Source organism: Exiguobacterium artemiae, assembly GCF_033342815.1.
Lineage (GTDB): Bacteria > Bacillota > Bacilli > Exiguobacteriales > Exiguobacteriaceae > Exiguobacterium_A > Exiguobacterium_A artemiae_A.
This window is the reverse complement of sequence record NZ_JAWPEN010000026.1, coordinates 1-20402: the sequence shown is the minus strand read 5'-3', so window position 1 is coordinate 20402 and position 20402 is coordinate 1. Positions and strand designations below refer to the sequence as shown.

29 protein-coding genes are annotated in these 20402 nt (G+C 42.3%); 16 read left to right on the top strand and 13 right to left on the bottom strand.

What is annotated here, in order from left to right; genetic code table 11:
* Window positions 1-115: 115 nt before the first annotated feature.
* Together R7V76_RS16210 and R7V76_RS16205 are read right to left on the bottom strand one after the other, a co-directional pair.
* On the bottom strand, window positions 116-1192 hold the full coding sequence (locus R7V76_RS16210) for a hypothetical protein (protein ID WP_318094301.1): 1077 nt from the start codon (window positions 1190-1192) through the stop codon (window positions 116-118).
* A 53-nt stretch (window positions 1193-1245) separates the two neighbouring features.
* Entirely contained in the window at window positions 1246-1572 is a 327-nt protein-coding gene (locus R7V76_RS16205) for an ABC transporter permease (RefSeq protein WP_318094300.1), read from the bottom strand.
* A gap of 163 nt (window positions 1573-1735) precedes the next feature.
* Between R7V76_RS16205 and R7V76_RS16200 the strand changes: the two genes are divergently transcribed.
* The 4 genes from R7V76_RS16200 (at window position 1736) to R7V76_RS16185 (ending at window position 3835) form a co-directional block, all read left to right on the top strand.
* Window positions 1736-2350, top strand: coding sequence for an SMI1/KNR4 family protein (locus R7V76_RS16200; protein WP_318094299.1), 615 nt, complete (start codon window positions 1736-1738; stop codon window positions 2348-2350).
* Window positions 2351-2416: 66 nt separating this feature from the next.
* Window positions 2417-2704 carry a hypothetical protein gene (locus R7V76_RS16195; RefSeq protein ID WP_318094298.1) on the top strand — a complete coding sequence of 96 codons (288 nt, stop codon included), beginning with the start codon at window positions 2417-2419 and terminating at the stop codon, window positions 2702-2704.
* Between the two features lie 38 nt (window positions 2705-2742).
* Window positions 2743-3216: a GNAT family N-acetyltransferase gene (locus tag R7V76_RS16190; RefSeq protein WP_214853574.1), complete on the top strand. Its 474-nt coding sequence runs from the start codon at window positions 2743-2745 to the stop codon at window positions 3214-3216.
* Window positions 3217-3283: 67 nt separating this feature from the next.
* Window positions 3284-3835, top strand: a complete 552-nt coding sequence (locus R7V76_RS16185; protein WP_318094297.1) for a hypothetical protein — start codon at window positions 3284-3286, stop codon at window positions 3833-3835.
* 44 nt (window positions 3836-3879) lie between these two features.
* On the opposite strand, the gene R7V76_RS16180 is transcribed toward R7V76_RS16185, so the two are convergent.
* Window positions 3880-4797 carry a DMT family transporter gene (locus R7V76_RS16180; RefSeq protein ID WP_318094296.1) on the bottom strand — a complete coding sequence of 306 codons (918 nt, stop codon included), beginning with the start codon at window positions 4795-4797 and terminating at the stop codon, window positions 3880-3882.
* A gap of 15 nt (window positions 4798-4812) precedes the next feature.
* Window positions 4813-5052, bottom strand: a complete 240-nt coding sequence (locus R7V76_RS16175) for a hypothetical protein (RefSeq protein WP_318094295.1) — start codon at window positions 5050-5052, stop codon at window positions 4813-4815.
* A gap of 399 nt (window positions 5053-5451) precedes the next feature.
* On the opposite strand from R7V76_RS16175, the gene R7V76_RS16170 reads away from it, so the two are divergent.
* From R7V76_RS16170 to R7V76_RS16160, 3 genes are read left to right on the top strand one after another with little or no spacing between them, the layout of a single operon-like run.
* Window positions 5452-6216 (top strand): hypothetical protein, encoded by a 765-nt coding sequence (locus R7V76_RS16170; RefSeq protein ID WP_318094294.1) that lies wholly within the window; start codon window positions 5452-5454, stop codon window positions 6214-6216.
* Entirely contained in the window at window positions 6213-7136 is a 924-nt protein-coding gene (locus R7V76_RS16165) for an AAA family ATPase (protein ID WP_318094293.1), read from the top strand. Before R7V76_RS16170 ends, R7V76_RS16165 begins: the two co-directional genes overlap by 4 nt.
* 2 nt (window positions 7137-7138) lie before the next feature.
* Window positions 7139-8194 carry a DUF58 domain-containing protein gene (locus R7V76_RS16160; protein ID WP_318094292.1) on the top strand — a complete coding sequence of 352 codons (1056 nt, stop codon included), beginning with the start codon at window positions 7139-7141 and terminating at the stop codon, window positions 8192-8194.
* Between the two features lie 173 nt (window positions 8195-8367).
* On the opposite strand, the gene R7V76_RS16155 is transcribed toward R7V76_RS16160, so the two are convergent.
* From R7V76_RS16155 to R7V76_RS16130, 6 genes are all read right to left on the bottom strand, one after another.
* Window positions 8368-8607 carry a hypothetical protein gene (locus tag R7V76_RS16155; protein ID WP_318094291.1) on the bottom strand — a complete coding sequence of 80 codons (240 nt, stop codon included), beginning with the start codon at window positions 8605-8607 and terminating at the stop codon, window positions 8368-8370.
* 368 nt (window positions 8608-8975) lie between these two features.
* Window positions 8976-9230, bottom strand: coding sequence for a type II toxin-antitoxin system RelE family toxin (locus R7V76_RS16150; RefSeq protein ID WP_318094290.1), 255 nt, complete (start codon window positions 9228-9230; stop codon window positions 8976-8978).
* Window positions 9227-9451, bottom strand: coding sequence for a type II toxin-antitoxin system RelB family antitoxin (relB, locus tag R7V76_RS16145; RefSeq protein ID WP_318094289.1), 225 nt, complete (start codon window positions 9449-9451; stop codon window positions 9227-9229). The genes R7V76_RS16150 and relB overlap by 4 nt, the downstream gene beginning before the upstream one ends.
* Before the next feature lie 67 nt (window positions 9452-9518).
* Entirely contained in the window at window positions 9519-9956 is a 438-nt protein-coding gene (locus R7V76_RS16140; RefSeq protein WP_318094288.1) for a hypothetical protein, read from the bottom strand.
* A 50-nt stretch (window positions 9957-10006) separates the two neighbouring features.
* Entirely contained in the window at window positions 10007-10336 is a 330-nt protein-coding gene (locus tag R7V76_RS16135; RefSeq protein WP_318094287.1) for a hypothetical protein, read from the bottom strand.
* Window positions 10337-10655: 319 nt separating this feature from the next.
* Complete coding sequence (locus tag R7V76_RS16130) at window positions 10656-11624, bottom strand: DUF2268 domain-containing protein (protein WP_318094286.1); 969 nt, start codon at window positions 11622-11624, stop codon at window positions 10656-10658.
* A gap of 155 nt (window positions 11625-11779) precedes the next feature.
* Here R7V76_RS16130 and R7V76_RS16125 point away from each other — a divergent pair, with 155 nt between their 5' ends.
* From R7V76_RS16125 to R7V76_RS16115, 3 genes are all read left to right on the top strand, one after another.
* On the top strand, window positions 11780-12079 hold the full coding sequence (locus R7V76_RS16125) for a hypothetical protein (protein WP_026828585.1): 300 nt from the start codon (window positions 11780-11782) through the stop codon (window positions 12077-12079).
* A gap of 94 nt (window positions 12080-12173) precedes the next feature.
* Window positions 12174-12392, top strand: coding sequence for a hypothetical protein (locus R7V76_RS16120; RefSeq protein ID WP_290830768.1), 219 nt, complete (start codon window positions 12174-12176; stop codon window positions 12390-12392).
* Window positions 12393-12466: 74 nt separating this feature from the next.
* Window positions 12467-12943, top strand: a complete 477-nt coding sequence (locus R7V76_RS16115; RefSeq protein ID WP_318094285.1) for a glutathione peroxidase — start codon at window positions 12467-12469, stop codon at window positions 12941-12943.
* 83 nt (window positions 12944-13026) lie between these two features.
* On the opposite strand, the gene R7V76_RS16110 is transcribed toward R7V76_RS16115, so the two are convergent.
* Window positions 13027-13491, bottom strand: coding sequence for a hypothetical protein (locus R7V76_RS16110; RefSeq protein ID WP_318094284.1), 465 nt, complete (start codon window positions 13489-13491; stop codon window positions 13027-13029).
* 14 nt (window positions 13492-13505) lie between these two features.
* Entirely contained in the window at window positions 13506-14411 is a 906-nt protein-coding gene (locus R7V76_RS16105; protein WP_318094283.1) for an EamA family transporter, read from the bottom strand.
* A 171-nt stretch (window positions 14412-14582) separates the two neighbouring features.
* Here R7V76_RS16105 and R7V76_RS16100 point away from each other — a divergent pair, with 171 nt between their 5' ends.
* The 5 genes from R7V76_RS16100 to R7V76_RS16080 all read left to right on the top strand — a co-directional run bounded on the left by R7V76_RS16100 (window position 14583) and on the right by R7V76_RS16080 (window position 17501).
* Complete coding sequence (locus R7V76_RS16100) at window positions 14583-15530, top strand: SMI1/KNR4 family protein (protein WP_318094281.1); 948 nt, start codon at window positions 14583-14585, stop codon at window positions 15528-15530.
* A 15-nt stretch (window positions 15531-15545) separates the two neighbouring features.
* The gene (locus R7V76_RS16095; RefSeq protein ID WP_318094280.1) at window positions 15546-16496 is read left to right on the top strand and encodes an SMI1/KNR4 family protein; all 951 of its coding nucleotides are present in this window, start codon (window positions 15546-15548) and stop codon (window positions 16494-16496) included.
* A gap of 74 nt (window positions 16497-16570) precedes the next feature.
* Window positions 16571-16987, top strand: coding sequence for a hypothetical protein (locus tag R7V76_RS16090; RefSeq protein WP_318094279.1), 417 nt, complete (start codon window positions 16571-16573; stop codon window positions 16985-16987).
* Between the two features lie 21 nt (window positions 16988-17008).
* Window positions 17009-17275: a hypothetical protein gene (locus R7V76_RS16085; protein WP_114596040.1), complete on the top strand. Its 267-nt coding sequence runs from the start codon at window positions 17009-17011 to the stop codon at window positions 17273-17275.
* A 25-nt stretch (window positions 17276-17300) separates the two neighbouring features.
* Window positions 17301-17501, top strand: coding sequence for a hypothetical protein (locus R7V76_RS16080; protein ID WP_318094278.1), 201 nt, complete (start codon window positions 17301-17303; stop codon window positions 17499-17501).
* Window positions 17502-17612: 111 nt separating this feature from the next.
* On the opposite strand, the gene R7V76_RS16075 is transcribed toward R7V76_RS16080, so the two are convergent.
* Entirely contained in the window at window positions 17613-18452 is an 840-nt protein-coding gene (locus tag R7V76_RS16075) for a helix-turn-helix transcriptional regulator (protein ID WP_318094277.1), read from the bottom strand.
* 118 nt (window positions 18453-18570) lie between these two features.
* On the opposite strand from R7V76_RS16075, the gene fabF reads away from it, so the two are divergent.
* The gene (gene fabF / locus R7V76_RS16070) at window positions 18571-19809 is read left to right on the top strand and encodes a beta-ketoacyl-ACP synthase II (protein WP_318094276.1); all 1239 of its coding nucleotides are present in this window, start codon (window positions 18571-18573) and stop codon (window positions 19807-19809) included.
* The last annotated feature ends 593 nt before the right edge of the window (window positions 19810-20402 follow it).

The following is a 20402-nucleotide window of genomic DNA, read 5'->3' as shown; positions in this document are numbered from 1 at the left end:
TTCCACTCCTAGTTCATCTCCCTACATCTGTTCTAAATACAGTGTAGCGAAGAAGTATTTGATTCGAGAAGTGTTGGATTCAAATCGTCGCGGATTGTTGTCTTCATCTTAGCAGTCACAGGTGTGAATCCATAGCTTGCGTAAATCCATCTGTCGTATAATCAGGTGCTTCGAAATGAATGCTCACTGTGATTTCATTCGCTACGGTTGCGTCAAATTTGTATAAATCATCTAAGTCGTCCACTGAGATGTATTCAAACTGACCAAACCCGTCCTCCTTCTCATAAGGGGTAAAGCGCTGTTGTAATTCATCAGCCGTTACATAGATAGCATTCATAGCTTCTGAGATTTTAAAAACGCTTGTGATGGCTTCTGGATATCGTTCGGCGTCGGTTTGTTCTGTACTCGCAACCGATTCCCCGTCGAGATTTCTTTCTTCCGTAACCGGCTCTGCAATAATCGGTTCATCGATAACGGATGAAGAATGGATGATTGCTTCGTTTAATGGAATAGCAAGAAGCGATTCTTCCCGACGGCTTGGAAGGTAAGCAGAGGCTTCTTCCCACGATTCAAAACTACGAGCCATCCCGTATGTTTCTAAGCTAAACGCCATTGAATTAAAATTGTCTGCTAACTGTTCAAGCTTCACAAAATCAAGGTTTTCAGTACCTTCGACTGAAATGTTTTTTTCGTTGTTCAAGAAAACGCCAGTTGCCATGGAATGAGCAGTTTGAGCTACATCATTCAACAATGAAATTTGATTATCGAGCTTTTCCACGACATCATCGGTGATGGTTTTCTGGAAATCTTGAATAGCGAAATTTTTAGATTTACGTAAGGCTTCTTGCTTTGTCACGAGATCGTCTACAAATTGATTTGTTGAATCGATGGCGTCTCGCAAGTCATCTTCTCCCGTATTCACAGCTTGTTGTATTTCATTTAGATTGCTCACATCGCTAGGTGATTTCACTTTAACGGTAGTTTTAATTTTCTTTTCAGACATTCTTTGATTAACTGTTTCTTTTTTATCCTCCGCTTTCGCTTCTTGCTTGGGTTCTTTCACTTCCTCCGTTTCATCATTGCTCGCCATACCCCCAACTGCTCCTATGACAATTACGATAAAAATAGCCAGTAGCGTTCCTTTCCCATTAAGCCCTGATGAATAACGATCCGAACGTCTTCGTTCTCTCAAAATATACAGACCACCTTAATTTTCATTTTACTTATGGATACTTTATGCTTTCATCATCGTTGATCTAATTGACGTTTTCTAATGAAGTTCCTAATCACTTTTACAACACCGACAATAAGATAAAGGATTCCATTACCAACGATAACGAATCCAATAAAAGCTGCTGAATAAGCTGCTCCAAAACCGTCTCCGCCCATACTATAGTCGATCTTTAAAAAAATAGAGCCGGTTATCAAAGCGATGATTGGTCCAAGAATTCCGATTATTAACCCGGATCCCCATAAAGGCATTTTTCCTTTTCTGTATAAAAGAATAGCCGATACATTTAATACGATTAAGCTTGATAGTAGAACACTCCAAGTTAGTCCATCACCACTCATTCAAAAACCTCCACTCTGCTTTAAAAGGTAATATATGTAATTTTTATATTGAGTTGATCATACCATAAACATGAGAAGTTGGTATCTTTATTTCCAATTAAAGGTATAGAATGAAGAGAATACTTGTAAATAGGAGCAGTTCGAAAATTGAGGGGGATATAAGATGAAACCAATTGAAAGAACATTGAATTTGCTCAAACAAATGTTTAAAGATGAGCCAAGATTTATTATGGGAAGATACGGGCGAAACGGATGGGCAACTTGTAGTTTTAATAAACCATTAACTTCTCATGAAATTGAATCCTGCTTGCCTGAAGATAATTTTACTTTGCCGAAAGACTATAAACATTTTTTAACGTTACATAATGGATGCGGTTTATTTGAAACAGAATCCGATTTAATCCTAGAATTGTTTCCTCTTGAGGAAATGCTCGAAATGTCGGAAGAGCACCATTCAGAAGACGGTCTCCTCTCAGAAGGAAACTACTGGATCATAGGTCAAATAGATGAGAAATGGATTTTAATTGATAAAAATCAATGTACAGATGCAGAAGACTCCTTTAAAAAACCATATATCACGGTCGTGCATCCATCAGATGGTCTGGACACTGCTGTTACGTTAAATTTAAATTTCGAATGTTTTTTAGAACGTGCTATCATCGCGCAGGGCGATTACTTTTGGGAGTGGTCAGAAGACACTGAACTAACTGTAACGTATGATGATGTTTCGACGTATGAAGAAATCGACGAAACATTTTATCTCGAAGATAAGAAATAAAATATTTGATTGATTGCTGAAAGGAATAACAATAGGAAACACAACAAGGAGAGGAGGAATCGTATCATGTGGCTACTGTTCGGGATACTTGCGATTCTAGCAACGGCGGTGAATCTGATTTTGTACTTCATCGGGAAAAACTATAAATTCGCAATGGCTGCCGGTTTATCGCTTACGGCACTCACACTGTGCGCAGAATACAGCCAACTGGCGAGCTGGGTCGAAGCAGAAGACTGGGCGGCGCTTGCAGACGTTGTTCCCGGAATGGAACGCGCTTGGTGGTTCTTAACGATGGTGTCGATTGGACTGAATCTGACACCACTGTTACTCGAATACAGAAAAAATCGATCTTGATTGATACATAAATTCCTTTTGAAAGGAGATCGCTTACAATGACCTATACCTACTTACCACTGACACAACGTCAGGCGGAACAGATTGCGTATGACTGGCAATACGAGGGTGACTTTTCGTTCTACGATATGCCGAATGATCCAAAGGACCTGGCGGAATTTTTGGATCCGGATCAACGGACGGAACATTACTATGCTGTTATGGATAGTACACAACTAATCGGATTTTTTGTGTTCGAACCCGGACAGGGCAGCCTTGAATTGGCGTTAGGGATGCGGCCGGATTTGACGGGGCAGGGAAACGGGACAGCGTTCTTGGAAAGTGGTCTCGCCTTTGCGATTCAAAAGTATCAACCACAGCAAATCGAATTAGCCGTCGCGGCTTTTAACGAACGGGCCATCCGGCTGTATACGAAAAGCGGTTTTGAGCCGGTCGAACGGTTTCAACAGGAAACGAACGGCGGAAGTTATGAATTCGTCAAAATGCGTCTGCATACAGAAATCATGAAGTGAATATGGAACAAAAGTTAATGGGGACGTACAACGAGGAAATCGAGTCGAAAGTGAAAGGGGGGAGTCGATGATTTTGTACCGACTATTAGGAGGATTAGACGACACGTTTAAATGGAAAACCACACTTCAAGGAGACACGCAATTCTATGCTTTTTTTGATGATACAGATTATGAGCCTGTATTTCCTGGAGCAGATCAATATCAAGATGGGAAGTTTTCTCTTCTGAAACACTTCGTTTTGGGACTGAAACGGTATCCGCTCTATGTGCATTCTTTTAGTGGTGGTTCAGAGATTTGCCTTCCAAAAGTAGGGGAAACGACCAAGTTATCAAGAGGACGGTATCATCATCTCCTTGAAATACGTTCACTCGAAGAAATCGAACAGCTTCTTCCACTAGCTTATTTTGATGCGTATAACGGGCAAAATGTTTTGATCACGACGGAAAAAGATGTTTCGATCATCAATGATCCGGAGGACTGGTTGTTGTTTGAATTCGATTTTTCAATTCCATCGAAGGATATCTACTATCTGATGATTTTTCACGATGCAGCTGGTTTTGATTTTGTTGCGAACTTTACGGAGCATCCCTTTCAAGACCGGGAAATCATCGACGAATGAAAAAACCTGTTTCCGACGGACAGCCGGAAACAGGTGACGTCTGATTATTTCAAATCGGCATTCATCGACGGCCGTTTACTCGACAACCGCTTTCGAAGAAAAGTTCCGACTCCTAATGCCACAGCAGCACCGGTACAGCTGAACAAGCAACCGAACACTAAGTAAATCGATAAATTTGATTCACCGATCAGGACGGAAGCGACTCCTCCAATTGCCGGAAACAGAGCTACCATGTAGCCGCTTTTGGCACCACCGATGCTCTCGACCAACTTCAGGTAAAAGAACCAGGCGCCAAACGATGCGAGCAGCGTGAGGTATAGAAGCGCGGACAAGTAAGAAACGGATGGCGGGACACTAACGGTCTGCCCCTGAAACCATAAGACGGATCCGAGCAAAATACCTCCTGCCGTGAAGCCGATGGCATTGACATACACCGGATTTACTTTCTGCTTCGCATTTCGTGCGGAACTGGCGTCGCCGATTGCTGTAATGCCAGTACCAAGCAGGGCAAGTAAAATTCCTTTCATATCATTCGGATGTATGTCGGATAGAGTCGGATACAGTAAAATCAAAACACCCAGCACACCGAGCAGGCCGCCAAACAGGATGCGGAGATGGAGCTGCTCTTTTAAAAAGATCCGTAAGGTAACGGGTGTCAGGATCACTTTAAGTGAAAAAATCAACGTGACGATTGCGGCTGAACTGAGCATCGTCGCGTAATAGAGACAGAGATAGCTGAGTGCAAAATTACAGATCCCGAACACCAGGATATATGGAAGATCCTGTTTCAGAGGTTTTCCGACCGGTTTCATGAACCATGCCAGAAGACTGAACAACACAGCAGTCAGGATTAAACGGTAGGTCAATGATAGCTCCAGGCTGACCGGCGTCCCTTGAATCTTGACAGCAATGAAATTAAGACCCCAAATGAGTAAACAAAAGATGTACATGAAAATCGTCATAAATAGACTCTACTCCTAGATCAAGACAATCAGCGAAAGCCCGATTAAAATGTTAATGAAACTGAGGGTATCCGTTGTTTTTGTAAAGAACGAGCGTCCCGTTTTCTTTGCTCTGTCATTAAGAACCATCAAAACGACAGCGAACAGTGTTGTTAAGCCGAGCGGAGCGTTAAGGAAACTGTCGGAATACGTGAATGAGTTGGTTGCGAAGTAAAGGCTGTTTAGTACGGAAAGATAGAATAATGTTTTTTGCATATCATCAACCCCCATGAAGATTCATATCTCATTATACATTTATCTGTAAAATTGACAATTTTTGAGATGGGAATTGTCCTCGGAAATAGATAAAAGGTGAAGACATAAGTTTTGTAAACTAAGAAACAAACGATCAACAAATGTTAAAAAGAATCAATGAAATTGAAGTTAAGCATAGTTGATTGCATTGTAAAATTGTAAAATTATTGGTATAATTAAAAATAAAAGGAATCTTTAAATTGTCTAAAGAATTAATAAAACAAGTGACTACTTTTGAACAAATAGAGAAAGGAAAAGGAAAATGATGAAAAAAGAAACTGAATCAACTTCTTTTAAGATACTAGCTCCAATAATAATTATCCGAATATTCTGTCATCATTCGGATGAGGTAACAAATTTATGAAAAATATTCGTCTAACTATTTTGTTGATCACCGCATTGTCAATTATTTGTTTGATTACCTTTAAAATCGTAAGCCATAGTGCGTACACATTCATTAAAAGTATTGATATCTCACAACAAGAAGACCATATTGGTCGAAAATGTGTAGAGGAAAAAACTATTTTAGATGTAATTAATCTTAGTAATATTTGCGAGCCAACAACTGAGGGAGGCGATGGGGAGAATGCTTCAGATGTTACAACGGGATCTGGGCCAGCACGAAAGCTACCGAAGGATACAGCGGCATCAGGAAAGGTTGAAACGGCCTACGAATTCGATTTAGGATCAAATAGCGCCTCGCCCGTTAAAAATATTGTTTTTTATGTTGTGTGTGGAGCAGCCGTTTTGTTGGCAATAGTGATATTAAAAAAACTATTTGATCAAAGATTTAAAAAAGAAGCAAGTTTTACTAAACGTACCGTAAAAAAGAAACAGAAGAACTCTCCTTTATTTAAATTTAGAGAGGAATCATCAGCTCTTCCGGAAGAATATATTAGAAGACAATTGGTTTTGTTTGAAAGAGAGCTTTCGATAGAGAACAGAAGAAAATCAGAAGAAAGTGTTACGGAATGGACCAATAGAATCGGATTAAATGCATCGATTCTTCCCTATTTAGAATCCCGGTATGACCCTAACTATGTCGATAATGAACAAATTTATTCATCTTTTCAAAATATATTAGATTCTTATCTATCTCGAACATTAAAGGAGAATAACTCATGAATATTAAATCCGTACTCGAACAGCTCGATTCTGTCTATCTTGGTAAATCTGAAATCACAAAACTTTGTTGTACAGCTCTTTTGGCCAACGGTCATATTCTGCTGGAAGATGTTCCAGGCACAGGAAAAACATTACTTGCTAAAACTTTAGCTAAGAGTTTTGAAGCCGATTTTACAAGAATTCAGTTTACCGCTGACTTACTCCCAACCGATGTCATAGGAGCAGACTTCTTCAATATTCAAACACAATCGTTTGAGAATAAAACGGGTCCTGTTTTTACAAATATCTTACTGATTGATGAAATCAATCGGGCTGTTCCTCGAACCCAATCGGCACTCCTCGAAGCCATGGAAGAAAGACAAGTTTCTATTGGAGGTACTACATATTATTTACCAAAGCCATTCTTTGTTATTGCAACTCAAAATCCAATTGAATCGGCAGGAACGTTCTCATTACCAGACGCTCAATTGGATCGGTTTTTAATGTCCTTGCAAGTTGGATATCCGTCAAAGATTGACGAACGAGAACTAGTCTTGCAAACTTTAAAAAAAATCCGGAAATCAGTAACTGCTGTGATGACGAAAGAGCAATTTATTGCAGCACAACAAGAAGTAGAAGATGTCGTGGTACATGAAGATGTCGTGGATTATATCCTTTCTGTTATTCAACAAACACGGGTGCACAAACTGGTAGAAGTGGGCGCAAGTCCTCGAGCCACCTTAGCCCTTGTAAAAGCATCGCAAGCATATGCTTATTTGTGCGATCGAAAATTCGTTGCACCAGAAGATGTGAAAGCAGTCGCACCTCATGTATTGGCACATCGATTGACGCTCACTTTAGAAGGAGACGTTAAAACGACTAAGCGCGTGATCATTGAAGATGTCCTGGAGACAACTGAAGTTCCAGCTGAGCAGGTTTGAACATGAAGCAAGTCGAGTTAAGTTCACCGCCTCTTTTAGAGTCCAAACTTTGGCCGGCCTATACAGGAATTATGTTACTTGTCATGTGGTTTCCGATGATTTGGCCGATTGCTTATATTTGTGGCATTATTTTGGGACTAATGATTTCACGTACTTTTATTCTTCGGAAAGTTGTCAAAACAATTGAACTTTCATTTAGACAAAAAGAAGATTTATTATTTGTAGAAGATGAAGAATTGTTCTATCTTACATTTCAAAATGTCGGTCGTTTGAAGGAATGGGGACTATCAGCATCCATTCGATTATTATCAAGGCAGGGTCTGACGTTTACCGATGATTCGAATGTATATACATTCAATGTAGATAACGAAAAAACACTGTATAAAATACCTGTTCGTGCTGGTAAGCGCGGACCAACCGGTATTGATACATGTACGATTAGTATGGAAGTACCGTTCTTTTTAGGAACAATCTTATTAACCTATTCCAAAGAAGCTTTACCGAAGTGGACAGTTCTTCCGTCCATTCAAAAAGCGCATTTACCAACTTCTAAAAACTTCAAGTTGGGAGATCGCTTAGTAAAATATTCACCTCTAAAAGATCCTTTAATGATACAAGGCACAAAAGACTATGAAAAAGAACCTGCCAAACAAATTGATTGGTATGCTACGGCAAAGACCGGGAAAATGCAGTCCAAAGTATTCCAAAGACAAAATCAGGATACTTTTACTTTAATGCTAGATTTAAATACACCTCAAGGTAACGGATTACATGCTCAATTCGAACGTTTAATCGAGCATGCTGCTTATCTTATAACCAAATTGATTAAAGAGGATTGTAAAATTGAATTATTCATCAATCGTCTAGATGAATCAAATCATTTAGATCAGTTATTACTAAGCGATGGGAGAAAACAACTGAGAAATTCATTGATTAGACTCTCGCAGATTAACGAATCTGATCATTTAGTGGCTTCAAAAAGATTTACTACAATAGTAGACAGAAAAAAACAGCCTCAAAGTGAATTAATCGTAGTCAATCACGCATCCGTTTTTTAATTATCAATTAAAAGTATGATTTAAATAAATTAAACGTATTTTTTCACATTACCAGTGAAAAAATACGTTTATAAGACTTTTCAACACTATGTCAAAGGTATAATAAAAGTTAAATGAATTCAGACAATTAAACAAAAGATATACATGAAAGTCGTCATAAATTTGCTCCACTCCTAGAACAAGACAATCAGCGAAAGCCCGATCAAAATGTTAATGAAACTGAGGACATCCGTTGTTTTGGTAAAGAACGATCGTCCTGTTTTCTTCGTTTTGTCATTAAGAATCATCAAAAGGAAGGCAAACAGTGTTGTTAAGCCAAGTGGGGTATTGAGGAAGCTGTCGAAATACGTCAGTGAGTTTATCAAAAGGTAAAAGCTGTTCAGTACGGAAAGATAGAATAAAACTTTTTGCATCGAGTCACATCCTGTTTATATAATTATACATTTTTACATTAAATTTACAAATAGAGAAGGGGAGCCTTAAATGTTTTTGCATGTAACCCTCTAAAACCACGAATTTTTGTATTACGAATCGAGAAGAGGACGGTGTACCGGTTACAGCTGACTGATAGAAGACGGTTTAGGATAGAAAAAATGGTATGGGGATCTGAACAGCGTAGACTAAGTAACACCTAAAGTTATCAAAAGGAGCAAAATCCCTTCTCTGTTAGAGGTGAAGGCACTTTGCTCCTTTTCATCATACGTATGAATAATGTTTAAGTGATGTTTGCAAAAACGGTCGTTAAAAAGAGAAAACGAATATGTTTCCTCATTCGTGAGTCCTAACTCCCTGATTTATAGATATCTCGACGATGCCCGATCTCAAGAATTAAGATTACGACTTTGTCATCTTGTATGTCAGAAATCAGACGATAGTCGCCGATGCGATACCACCATTCACCCGAACGATTCGAAACAAGTCCCTTTCCATGACAACGCGAATCATCCGTCCTGACCATATTCTTCTTGATCCGCGGATCTATCTTGTTAAGAGACTTTTGAACTCCGCGCTCAAACTCCACTGTATATGCTGTCATTCTAAATCAAGTTCTTTTATCATATCGTCAAATGAGATTGCCTCTGATTTTTTGCGGTGTGCTGCCATGGAGTCATGATAGAATTGTAAATCAATTTCATCTTCAATACGATCGAGGATGGCATCGCGACCGAGTGTAGAAATCGTGCTATTTTTTACTTTCGCATATTCTTTGATCAGTCGTGTATCCTGATCATCGAGTCGAACAGAAATCGTACTCATCCTTATCATCTCCTTTGTAATACATATTTAGATGTCAGTACAGACAAGAGCTCTATTCGTTTTCCATTCAATCTACTTTGATTAAGAAAGCAAATTGACCATCACCATTTTCGGACCATCTTGCTTGAAGTTCATAGGCATATGTGCCGGCTTCTTTCGGTGTTACAAGTTGATTATTTTTTAGCGTAACCGGCTTACCGGTCTCCTTGTTAAATCGAAGGATTTTGATTGTATCAGGTTCTGGGTCGAAGGAAACCTGGATTTTCTCGTTCGCCATGACGGTGACCGGTTTACTTTTTTCAGTCATGTGTAAACCGTCTACATAGATTTTGTCTACGCATTGGCCGCTAAACATGCCACTCCAGCAAAATGTCCCTTGGACCGTCGGAATACTTTTTCCCTGTACCTCGACACGGGGATCGGGTGGTTCATCACGGAAGGGTTCGAATTGAACAAACAAAGCAATGATGATAATCACAGAGCCGATTAATAAAAATTTACGCATCTGAAACTGTCCTCCTTTGCAAATGATATCTTAAAAGATCAATCGTATTCTTAATCAGATAATCTAATATGCGTTAAACTGAAATTTGGCTTACATTGTATATCAATTTTCGTTTTTCCTGAATTGCCTCTGATTTTTAAACACTCATTTTCATTTCTTATTGATTCTATATGATATAGTTCAAAATCGAAGATCGTCCACCTGTACTTATCATTACTTAGACTGACGTCACATTTATGTTCATATTGTGAGATATACAATAATAGCTGAAATCCGAGTTTGTCTACCTTCTTATACATATAAAAACCGGCACCTTCCTGATAAAGTTCTTCCGGTTCGGATTCGAATAACTCAAGCAGTTCGTATTCATCATAAAACATGTTTTTCTACTCCTTCATTTTGTAGTTGTTGTATATAAGTACCGCTATTATGGCTCAGGACCATTCGATGACTTTGAGGAAGCCGATCGAAATCTGAATCAAATTTTAGAATATGATGAAGTAAACAATAAAGAAAACATGCGAGAACAAGGACTTTATTTTGACCAGGAGATGGAAAAATGGATTCAGATTCCGGCTTCTCTCGACATCATCGAAAATGTAATTCGGGCATTATCCAACGTAAGTTTAAGAGAAGATTGAAATCCGTTTACTAAGTAACCATCCTACAATGATAGTTTTTTCGGAATGTATTTACGTGTCATTCCAGAATATCTTGGTACTTGTAGCCTTTTAAAATATTTTGTTGATCTGCAAATGTCCAGTCCGATATGGAACGGTCAGGATTCGTTTTAAAGTAGTGATTCATGATATCCCGTCCTAAGATATAGTTACTCCATTGGGGAATATCCTTTTGTTGGTTACCGCCTACAACTTCTTCATAAGTAGCTTCACCGCTCTCGATCAGACTGGCTACATGTTTCTTGGTCTTGTCATCCATCGGTACGTTCCATGGCGTTGAAACACCCTTGACGACACGATCGGCAAAGGCATCCGCCTTGCCTTCGATGATGATTGAATCAAGAATCGCATTCATTTTATATTCAGGTGTATCATGAAGGATCAAGTGATGGTATTCATGCGCGATTGAATAGGCGAGTATATTTTTATCAAAGTTTGTATCGAGATACAGAATGAACGTGTCTTTATATGCTGCGCCGAATACTCCCTTCATGGATTCACTCATAGAAGAATGTTCCGAGTTGGCAGGTGCGATGAAAATCGTACTTTTCTTTTTAGGAAGTACCTTATTTGCAGCGGTATAGTTTTTTATGATGATGTCTTTGATTTCGTCATGATGCTTCATCAACTCGTTTGTCCGATCCATTAATTCTTGCTCGTAAACAGTTGATTGCAACATGAAGTAGCCTTTTAAACTGGTCGTATCAAAGTTTTCCTTCTCCCCAATTTCACCTATGTAACCAAGAACAGATTTCGCGTAATTTTTTTTATCCATTTCCGGATCATTTTCTTTAAGGGATGCCTTCAGATAGTTTTGATAGGGCGTATAAAGCGGCACGATGTTTAATTCACTATTTTTGTTGATCTTTACAGTTTCCGGTTTAAATTCTTTACTTTCAGAGTGCGTCACGGCTTTTTCTGCTTCGTCTGTACAGGCTGCTAACAGCAGGAACGGGATGCAAACCAAAGGAGCAATTACTTTTTTCAACGGGATGACCTCCATTTCTAAATCGTAGGATTATGAATGTTCTCGTTGCTTGACGAGGATAGAACTCAGAACTTCGTATGTAAAATTATACCATGAAAATTAAAGGGTTTAAGGCATAAATTATTTAGATGATTATTTAATTGGGAGATGCTGACATGAGAACTATTCAAATCGATGAAGTGATAAAAAAACTGGAACAGGTCCTGGAAAAACAACTGACACGAGAGGAAGTAGCCGAGTGGGCATATGAACGGATGGCGGATTTGGAGTGGATGGAAGAGAAAGAAGGCAGGCCATTGACGAAGGAGGAGTTGGCCGTCTTTCGTTGTCTAACGACAGTCTATGGAATGGATTTGCAAAATAGCCCGGACGAGTATTTTCATGTAGACGACGATTTTCGAGATTGGATCAAAGCATTTCAGGAAGTGGGGAGAAGCTTTAAATCTAAGGAATGAGCATGTTTCGCCGATTAACATTTCTCAACCAGTCATCATAATTATGAAACCTTTGTTTAAAGAAACAGGTAAAAAGAGGAAAGGGGATGATGAGATGGTACGATGTACAAATTGCGACTACAAGTGGAAAACAAAGGACGTACTGACTGTCGGTTTTGCAAACCACGGCAAGGACTGCCCGAACTGCGGCAAGAAGCAGTATCTTTCAAAAGATACGCAACATTACCTGTCACTCGGATACGTCAGCCTGTTTTTTCTATTGATCATGCCGTTTGTCATTAAGCTGAGTGGCCGGGAAGAATCCATCTGGTAAGCAACTGGTTGCGTGTTCAAAAAAGACGGCGCTTTTTCAGCGGCGTATACTGACGGAAAAGGGGGTGCAACGGGATGCCATCGTTCTATGAGATTGAGGTGAAAGACGCAATCGGACAGAACGTTTCCTTGCAGGATTACGCCGGAGAGGTACTTCTCATCGTCAATACAGCCAGTAAATGCGGACTTGTCGGTCAGTTTGGGGATTTGCAACGGTTGTACGACAAGTATGCCGATCAAGGCGTCAAGGTCCTCGGATTTCCGTGTGATCAGTTCAACAATCAGGAGTTCGCGGACCAGCAAGAAACGATGCAGTTTTGCCAGCGGAATTACGGTGTGACGTTTCCGATGTTTCAGAAGATTGACGTCAACGGCCCGGAAGAACACCGGTTGTATACGTATTTAAAGCAGCAGCAGGGTGGTCTATTGTCATCGAACATCAAGTGGAACTTCACGAAGTTTCTCGTTGATCGTCAAGGACGGGTCGTTAAACGGTTTGCGCCGGTTGATTCGATCCAGACGATTGAAAAAACACTGGTGCGCTATGTATAATGAAACCACGTCCCGTCCGGCGCAAGCCGTCGGGCGGGACGAGTCGCATCACCCTACCTTTGGCGAGGTAGGGCTTTTTTTTATCAAATATTCGTTGGCGGATCGAACGTCTGTTTAACGATATAATCACTCATCTTATGACCAAGATCCGTAAAGACCGGCGGACGCGGGGACAGGACATGAAAGTCCTGTTCGAAGGCCCGGATGGCATAGTGAGTCCAGTCCCGTGACGGGTCCCGCTTCAAGCCCATCCAGGCCGTCGCAAAGGTCAGAAGTGCCGAGTCCTGATACATGACGAGCGGAACCGTATTAAACTCCACCCCGTCATCCAGTTCATGCAAATCCGACGAGCGGAGCAGGACGCAATCTGCTTCAAACAACAGTTCAAAATAATTGCAGGAATAGTCGCCGATGAGCACCATGACTTCGTCCGTATGACCGCGAAAGTAGAGTGCCAGCCGGTTGCCGTTTTCCTCGTTCATGACAATGTGATCGAGTTTAATTTGATAGTCTTCCCGGTACGTCAGTTTCTCGAATGTGATATGCATGACTGATGCCCTCCTTAAGAGTGTTTCTCCTTGGCGAGTTCGAGGATGTCCGGCTGACGTGTCGAACGCGACGACCAGACGAGTAACCCGATGCCGCAGAATAAAAATAAAATGCCGACCCATGATAACAGACTGAGCGTTTCCCCGAGGACAAACACGCCGAGCAAGGCAGCGGTCAACGGTTCACCGAGCGACAGCGTAACGGCTGTCGAAGACGAGACGTGCGCAAGACCCCGGGCAAACAATAGATAGGCAAGTCCTGTTGCGAGGACACCAAGATGCAGACTGATACCGGCACCGCGCAGACTGAAGACCCACGACAGATCAAACAGGAATAACAGTGGCGATAACAAGAGGGCGCTGAGCGTAAACACGACCGCGACGACGGATAGCGGAGGGTGTGTTTTCACTAAGTCCCGGCTGACAAACGTGTAGACGGAAAAGGACATTCCGGCACCGAGTGCGAGCACGATCCCGAACGGATCGACTGAAACGGATGCCTGATTCATGACCAACAGTAAACAACCGGCAATCGAAAGCAATGTCGACAGCCACCAAATGGTACCCGGTCGATTTCTTAAGACAAGCCATTCAATCAGTCCGGAAAACATCGGCGCACTGCCGATTGCGACGACCGTTCCGGCGGCGACTCCGGTCATAAGAACGGCGGAAAAGAACAACGGCTGATAGGCGGCCATGCTGAGGGCAGCGAGGAAAATCGTGGGCAATGGCCAATCTTTTAAGGTCAGCTTTCCGGTCAATAAGACGAGACTGAGTAAAAAGAAGCCGCCGACGGCTAATCGGACAGCACCGATGGCAATTGGATGGGCTGCTTCTGGCGCAAAGGCTTGCGACGTTCCGGTCGTACCCCAAAGCATTGCCGCCAGTAAAATCAGCAGCATCGAAGACTGTTTGTGCATGGTTCACCTCCGGATTAATAGACATAGATGCTGTTTGAGGATCATTTTTGATTAGAAAAAGAATACCACAGAAACAGGAAGTAAGGATCACCCAAATTATTGGTAAAATGGTAGACTAAAGGAAGATGAGGCCAGGTGGCTCATACATAGAGAATTAAGAGGGTGGATTCAATGAATCAAATCGCAGTTGTCCTTGACGGACTGAAACAAAAAATCAGCCATGGATCGACGTTCATCCAGCGCAGTTACAATTCAATCGGTCAAGCCACGTTCCACTTGCCAAAACCGGTCAAACCGGAGACGCTTCAAGCTTTTCAAGCCGAGTTCAAGCAACCGTTACCGAGCGAATATCAGACATTTCTCGAACTGCATGACGGCGCAAAACTATTTATGCTGGGCGACGAGGGACTGGTCCTACATCCACTTGAAGAAGTAATCGAAAAGACAATCGAAGCCAAGGAAGACGGACTGATTGATGAAGACTATGATCATTACTGGATCATCGGCGAAATCAACGAAGGGTACCTTTTGATTCACACGGATCATGCAAAAACAGAAGATACCCCTTATATGTACTGGAAGTATCATGAAGGATCCACTGAAGACACCGATGCCATCGGTCAAAATTTCGGGACGTTTCTGGAACGGTCGATGATCGCCCAAGGCGATATGTACTGGGAGTTCAACAGCTTTGATGTCCGGGAAGATGATTACTATGTCGAAGAAGAAACGGAGGACGTGCAGGCGGGCGTACCGATTGCATCCGAGGAACGGGTCCGGATTGAAATTGAGTATCCGATTTACCGCCGGGGAGGGTTTATTGTTTCTTTCTATACATATGAAAATGGAAAAGCCCGGTTACGGTCGGAATCAAACGGTTTCGATAATTTTAAACAAATCCATCGTTATCTAGTGGGTACTTTGGATGAACCAGGATACTACTATTCTGAAATTGTCGTTTTTCAAAAAGAAGCACCGCTTTGGGAAAGTGAAGATGCATCCGGTGAACAGATTGCGAGACGCGTCGAACATCCGCAAACCCAAATTATGCAGTATGACGGTTATCAAGCATTTGTGAATGACTTGCCGCGTCCGTTACCGGGCTGGGAAAAAGCATGATAGGGAGAGAATGATATGAATCAAATCGCAGCAGTACTCGGCGGGCTTCAGCAGAAAATCAGTCATGGTTCAACGTTCATTCAACGGAAGTACAATGAAATCGGTCAGGCGAAATTTAATCTCCCGGAACCGGTGACGGCAGCATCGCTTGCGGCATTCGAAGCCGAATTTAATCAAAAACTGCCGAGCGAATACCAAACTTTCCTTGAACTGCATGATGGAGCGAATCTGTTTATTCTCGATGATGGTCTTGGGCTGGTCTTGCATTCACTGGACCAGGTGATTGAAGCGACGAATGAAGCGATTGAATATGAATTGATTCATGAAGACTTCGACCATTACTGGGTGATTGGGGAAATCAATGAAGGGTACCTGTTGATTAACCGGGAGTTTGCGAAAACGGAGGATACACCCTATATGTATTGGGTGTTCCATGAGTTATCAACCGAGGCGGCCAATCCGATCGGTCAAAACTTCGGCACGTTCCTTGAGTATTCGATCATTGCTCAAGGGGACGTGTTTTGGGAATTTAAAGACTTCAGCATTGAAAAGGACAATTATTTCGTTGACGAAGAGACTCCGGAAGAGAAGGTTAAGTCGCCAATCTCGATCCGGTTTGTCGATTCGGTTCGCGTCGAAATTGAATACCCGATTTCGAAAAACGATTCATATTTCACGATTTCGATTTATGAGGGCAAATTTGAACAGGAGAAACTAGGAATGCGTTATAACGAAGGCCGGGGTTTTGAGAAGGTGATTCAATCCGTCCGTGATCATTTGTCTTACGAACAATATCATTTTTCATCAATCCGAGTCTTCCAAAGAGACCCTTTACTTCGGGCGAACGAAGATCAGTCAGAGCACCTTTTAACCCGAAACCAAAACCCGCAACAACAAGGATTCAGATACGATGGATACCGGGCCTTTGCGGATCAGTTACCGCGTCCGTTACCGGGCTGGAAATAAGCAAAGCGTTACGTTCAAAGAGCACCTTCATTTCTTCAACTCTTTTGAAACGCATGCGAAAAGGAGGAGTGGAAATGAAAAAACTACTGATTATTCCGTTGTTATTCAGTTTAGCCGGATGCATGTCCCTCGATATGAAACCGAGTAGTCAGACGATCGAAACGGGGTACACAGGAAGTGTCAAAGACGGGTTTGTATTTGAATACAAACTGACCAATACCGGCGATTATCCGGTGAAAGTCGACTCCCGTGCCGGTCATCTGCTCAACGTCAAGGTCCGAAAGCACGATTCGCAAAAAGTCGTCTATGACTCGTACGAAGAGGTGGAGCCGAAACGGTTGTCGAAAGAAGTGCAACCGCATAAAACGGTGACGCTGAAGAGAAAAGTCAAAGCCGGTGTCATTCCAGCGGGTGTGTATGACATTGACTATATCGTTCGTGACGATAAAGGTGAAAGCGCAGGTGGCGATAAAGAAATCAGATTAAACTAATTCAATCCAGGAGGAATAAAAATGTGGAAGAATCCAAGTTACCGCTATGGAATATGGTCATTGATTGTCAGCTTTTTCTTATTCTTAATCGTTCAAATGTATAGTGCTTATATCGAACTGTCACCCAAGTTTGATGGAGAGGCACTCGAAGAATATCATTTGATCTACTTCCCGGTTATCGCATTGATTGTGGGATGTACGTTCCTGATTGGCGGTTGGTGGAATGAGGACTTCAAACAGGAAGCACAAAAACGAGCAGCACTAGAAGCTGAAAAATCAGCAGAGTAAATGTGATTTTGGAGGAATGAAGTTAATGGTTAAAAACTTTTCGAGTTTACTGATGCTGACCGTGGCCGGCATCGTCTTCATGCGTTTCTTATCGGATACGGAAATGGTGCCATTTTTGAAGATTATTTTAACGCTCGTCGGACTCGTCATGATTGTATCGGGCATCATCGGAATGATGTTACACGGCTGGGTCATGGGTTATGAGAGAAATCGCAAACGGATGTAAACAGGATAAATGCTTTGAAACCAACTGACGTGAACTCTGCCCGACGCTAAATACAGCGTCGGGCAGAGTTCACGTTTTGTGATGTAAGAAAAAACAAAAGCTAGACGTATGTTATGTGTTGGCGATTAAACGTTTTAACTTTTGTTCCGTCGTCGTGCCCTCCATCGGTGTATAGATACTGCATCTTAAATCAGTCTCTCCCTGAACTTGTAGCGAGGTCAGATCAAACAGCATCTTTCCGGCTTTTGCATGCCGAAATTCAATCATGATTTCGGGTGCTTTACTGACCTGGCTTTGAGTCCATAGTTCCAGAAAATCCGGATATGTGCTGCTCATCTCCTCGATAAAGGCCGTATACCACTCGTCTCCGGAATATTGACCGTAATAGGTGCGGAAAATGGACAGAAAACCTTTTGCGAAATGTTCCCAGTTAACAGCCAGCACCTTAAATTCCTTTTGGGAAAAAACAAGCCGGATTAAATTTCGTTGAGATTCCGGGATGTTTGCAAAGTCTACGAATACGTGGGCCGCCGCCGTGTTCCAACCGACGATCTGGCAGTAGCGGTCCGTGACAATCGTTGGACAATAAGTCAGGTCCGATAAAATTTTTTCGAGCGATGAACTGATCGGGGACGGATCTTTTTTTAACGGCGGAGTGACGGAGTGCGCATCAATCGTTAAATCGTACAGATACTCCCGCTCATCCTTGTTCAAACACAAGGCCTGCGCCACACAATCCAGTACACTTCTCGAGACTTTGATGTCTCTTCCTTGCTCGAGCCAGGTATACCATGTCGTGCTGACGCCTGCTAATTGTGCAACTTCTTCCCGGCGTAACCCCGGGGTGCGTCTTCTTGTGCCGGACGGGAAGCCGAGGGATTCCGGTTTAAGCTCGGCTCTTTTGGTTTTTAAAAACGTCGAAAGGGCATCGAGTCTGTTTTTATCATTCATGTCTTGTCCTCCAATCGAAATCACCATCCAAGTATAATTTATACTAGGATAAACAGCCACTTGTAATAGGATAGTAAACAGATATGATTACCCTATGCGATAACGAGGAGTGAGGAATTTGGAACGAGTGGTTATTACAGGTGTTGGTGTGATTTCACCTATTGGAAATGATGTCGATACATTTTGGAAGCATTTGGTTGAAGGAAAGTCCGGTATTTCAATGATTGATACGTTTGATACATCGCATCATAAAGCGAAGATTGCCGGGATCGTCCGGGATTTTGATGCGGAACAGATTATCGGGAAAAAAGAGGCGCAGCGACTGGATCGGTTCACACAGTTTGCACTAGCAGCCGCAACCCAAGCCTGGGAAGATGCAAAACTAGAAGGTGTTCCCATCGATCCAGAGAAGATGGGTGTGTATGTCGGCTCAGGAATAGGTGGAATCGAGACCCTGATTCAGAACGTGGATGTCCTGGATAAGCGGGGACCAAGAAGAGTGAGTCCGAGTTTAGTACCGTCCATCATGTCCAATGCGGCTGCGGCCCACATCAGCATCAAATGGAAAACCATGGGTCCGACGATGTCGCCTGTATCGGCATGTGCCATTGGAAATACGGCGATTGGAGAAGCATTCCGGCTGATTCGGATGGGAGAAGCGGACGTCATGTTTGCAGGAGGGACGGAAGCCGCCATTACGGATTTATCTTTGGCAAGTTTCGGAAACGCGACGGCTTTATCTACACGAAACGATGCACCTACTCAAGCCAGCCGTCCGTTTGATGCAGGACGGGACGGGTTTGTGATGGCCGAGGGGGCGAGCATCTTAATCGTCGAATCACTGACACATGCTTTGGCAAGAGGGGCAAAAATTTATGCCGAGATTGCAGGGTACGGTGCGAGTTCTGATGCGTATCATATCGTAGCCACTCATCCGGAAGGTCATGGTGCATACCTGGCCATGAAAAAGGCGTTGCAGAATGCCGGAATCGAAGCCGGTCAAATTGACGTCATCAGTGCGCATGCAACCAGTACCTTGGTGGGCGACCAGTCAGAAACGCTGGCCATCAAAAAACTGTTTCAGGAACAGGCCTACACGATTCCCGTTACAGCAAACAAATCCATGCTTGGCCACATGCTCGGTGCGGCAGGAGGTGCGGAAGCAATCGCCTTGGCGAAGAGTTTACAGGAGGGGATCATTCCGCCGACGATCAATCTCGAAGCGGCTGATCCTGTATGTGATTTGGATTATGTTCCGGGAAAAGCTCGAACTGCAGATATGACCTTCGGATTATCCAATTCCTTTGGGTTTGGCGGTCATAATGCGGCGATCGTTTTAAAACAATACGAAGGCTAACGGATTGATATCCTATATAAGGTACAAACGCTCATCTTCCTAAAAAAGATCTTCAAACAAGGTGAGGGATTTTTGGTAGACCTTCTCGAAATACATCCTATTCAGTTCATTGGAATCCCTTTGTATTTGGTAAAGTCCTTTTTGTAAGTCAAGTCTTAGTGTCAGCGGACGCTCTGCAAAAGATTTTTCCAACACATCTGGATTGTCAAAGTGAGTGCAGAGGTAATCGTTTAATTTCAGAGGGTTATTCTTTTCTTAATGACTGTCGTGTACCTGGATGTAGACTATCCCAAGTAGTAAAGGATGTCCTGCACCAAAAGAAGCCATCGCAGCGTAGCTTAGAAATCGTATAGAAGCAACAGGTCGAGCGGATCATTCATAATAAGGAAGGTCAGATCCGCGATAAAGATTCATACGGCAATGATCCGTTTCCTCCAAGAGGTTAAGAAAGTTAATACACGTCGCATTAAATTGGGCTAACCTAAAATTTTGAGACAATATAAAACACCTTCGGAGTGGTACACTTTTAAAAAGTACTAATATCGGAGGTGTTTTTGCATGGGCAAAAACGTATATTCAAGTGAAGTGAAATG

What these genes read in the sequence shown, in the direction of transcription:
- R7V76_RS16075 (WP_318094277.1), bottom strand. Translation starts at nt 18,452, where the DNA reads ATGAATGATAAAAACAGACTCGATGCCCTTTCGACGTTTTTAAAAACC.
- R7V76_RS16080 (WP_318094278.1), top strand. Translation starts at nt 17,301, where the DNA reads ATGGTTAAAAACTTTTCGAGTTTACTGATGCTGACCGTGGCCGGCATC.
- R7V76_RS16155 (WP_318094291.1), bottom strand. Translation starts at nt 8,607, where the DNA reads ATGCAAAAAGTTTTATTCTATCTTTCCGTACTGAACAGCTTTTACCTT.
- R7V76_RS16195 (WP_318094298.1), top strand. Translation starts at nt 2,417, where the DNA reads ATGTGGCTACTGTTCGGGATACTTGCGATTCTAGCAACGGCGGTGAAT.
- R7V76_RS16170 (WP_318094294.1), top strand. Translation starts at nt 5,452, where the DNA reads ATGAAAAATATTCGTCTAACTATTTTGTTGATCACCGCATTGTCAATT.
- R7V76_RS16165 (WP_318094293.1), top strand. Translation starts at nt 6,213, where the DNA reads ATGAATATTAAATCCGTACTCGAACAGCTCGATTCTGTCTATCTTGGT.
- R7V76_RS16150 (WP_318094290.1), bottom strand. Translation starts at nt 9,230, where the DNA reads ATGACAGCATATACAGTGGAGTTTGAGCGCGGAGTTCAAAAGTCTCTT.
- R7V76_RS16190 (WP_214853574.1), top strand. Translation starts at nt 2,743, where the DNA reads ATGACCTATACCTACTTACCACTGACACAACGTCAGGCGGAACAGATT.
- relB (WP_318094289.1), bottom strand. Translation starts at nt 9,451, where the DNA reads ATGAGTACGATTTCTGTTCGACTCGATGATCAGGATACACGACTGATC.
- R7V76_RS16185 (WP_318094297.1), top strand. Translation starts at nt 3,284, where the DNA reads ATGATTTTGTACCGACTATTAGGAGGATTAGACGACACGTTTAAATGG.
- R7V76_RS16095 (WP_318094280.1), top strand. Translation starts at nt 15,546, where the DNA reads ATGAATCAAATCGCAGCAGTACTCGGCGGGCTTCAGCAGAAAATCAGT.
- R7V76_RS16085 (WP_114596040.1), top strand. Translation starts at nt 17,009, where the DNA reads ATGTGGAAGAATCCAAGTTACCGCTATGGAATATGGTCATTGATTGTC.
- R7V76_RS16100 (WP_318094281.1), top strand. Translation starts at nt 14,583, where the DNA reads ATGAATCAAATCGCAGTTGTCCTTGACGGACTGAAACAAAAAATCAGC.
- R7V76_RS16175 (WP_318094295.1), bottom strand. Translation starts at nt 5,052, where the DNA reads ATGCAAAAAACATTATTCTATCTTTCCGTACTAAACAGCCTTTACTTC.
- R7V76_RS16205 (WP_318094300.1), bottom strand. Translation starts at nt 1,572, where the DNA reads ATGAGTGGTGATGGACTAACTTGGAGTGTTCTACTATCAAGCTTAATC.
- R7V76_RS16125 (WP_026828585.1), top strand. Translation starts at nt 11,780, where the DNA reads ATGAGAACTATTCAAATCGATGAAGTGATAAAAAAACTGGAACAGGTC.
- R7V76_RS16110 (WP_318094284.1), bottom strand. Translation starts at nt 13,491, where the DNA reads ATGCATATCACATTCGAGAAACTGACGTACCGGGAAGACTATCAAATT.
- R7V76_RS16105 (WP_318094283.1), bottom strand. Translation starts at nt 14,411, where the DNA reads ATGCACAAACAGTCTTCGATGCTGCTGATTTTACTGGCGGCAATGCTT.
- R7V76_RS16200 (WP_318094299.1), top strand. Translation starts at nt 1,736, where the DNA reads ATGAAACCAATTGAAAGAACATTGAATTTGCTCAAACAAATGTTTAAA.
- R7V76_RS16090 (WP_318094279.1), top strand. Translation starts at nt 16,571, where the DNA reads ATGAAAAAACTACTGATTATTCCGTTGTTATTCAGTTTAGCCGGATGC.
- R7V76_RS16120 (WP_290830768.1), top strand. Translation starts at nt 12,174, where the DNA reads ATGGTACGATGTACAAATTGCGACTACAAGTGGAAAACAAAGGACGTA.
- R7V76_RS16160 (WP_318094292.1), top strand. Translation starts at nt 7,139, where the DNA reads ATGAAGCAAGTCGAGTTAAGTTCACCGCCTCTTTTAGAGTCCAAACTT.
- R7V76_RS16180 (WP_318094296.1), bottom strand. Translation starts at nt 4,797, where the DNA reads ATGACGATTTTCATGTACATCTTTTGTTTACTCATTTGGGGTCTTAAT.
- R7V76_RS16135 (WP_318094287.1), bottom strand. Translation starts at nt 10,336, where the DNA reads ATGTTTTATGATGAATACGAACTGCTTGAGTTATTCGAATCCGAACCG.
- R7V76_RS16140 (WP_318094288.1), bottom strand. Translation starts at nt 9,956, where the DNA reads ATGCGTAAATTTTTATTAATCGGCTCTGTGATTATCATCATTGCTTTG.
- R7V76_RS16115 (WP_318094285.1), top strand. Translation starts at nt 12,467, where the DNA reads ATGCCATCGTTCTATGAGATTGAGGTGAAAGACGCAATCGGACAGAAC.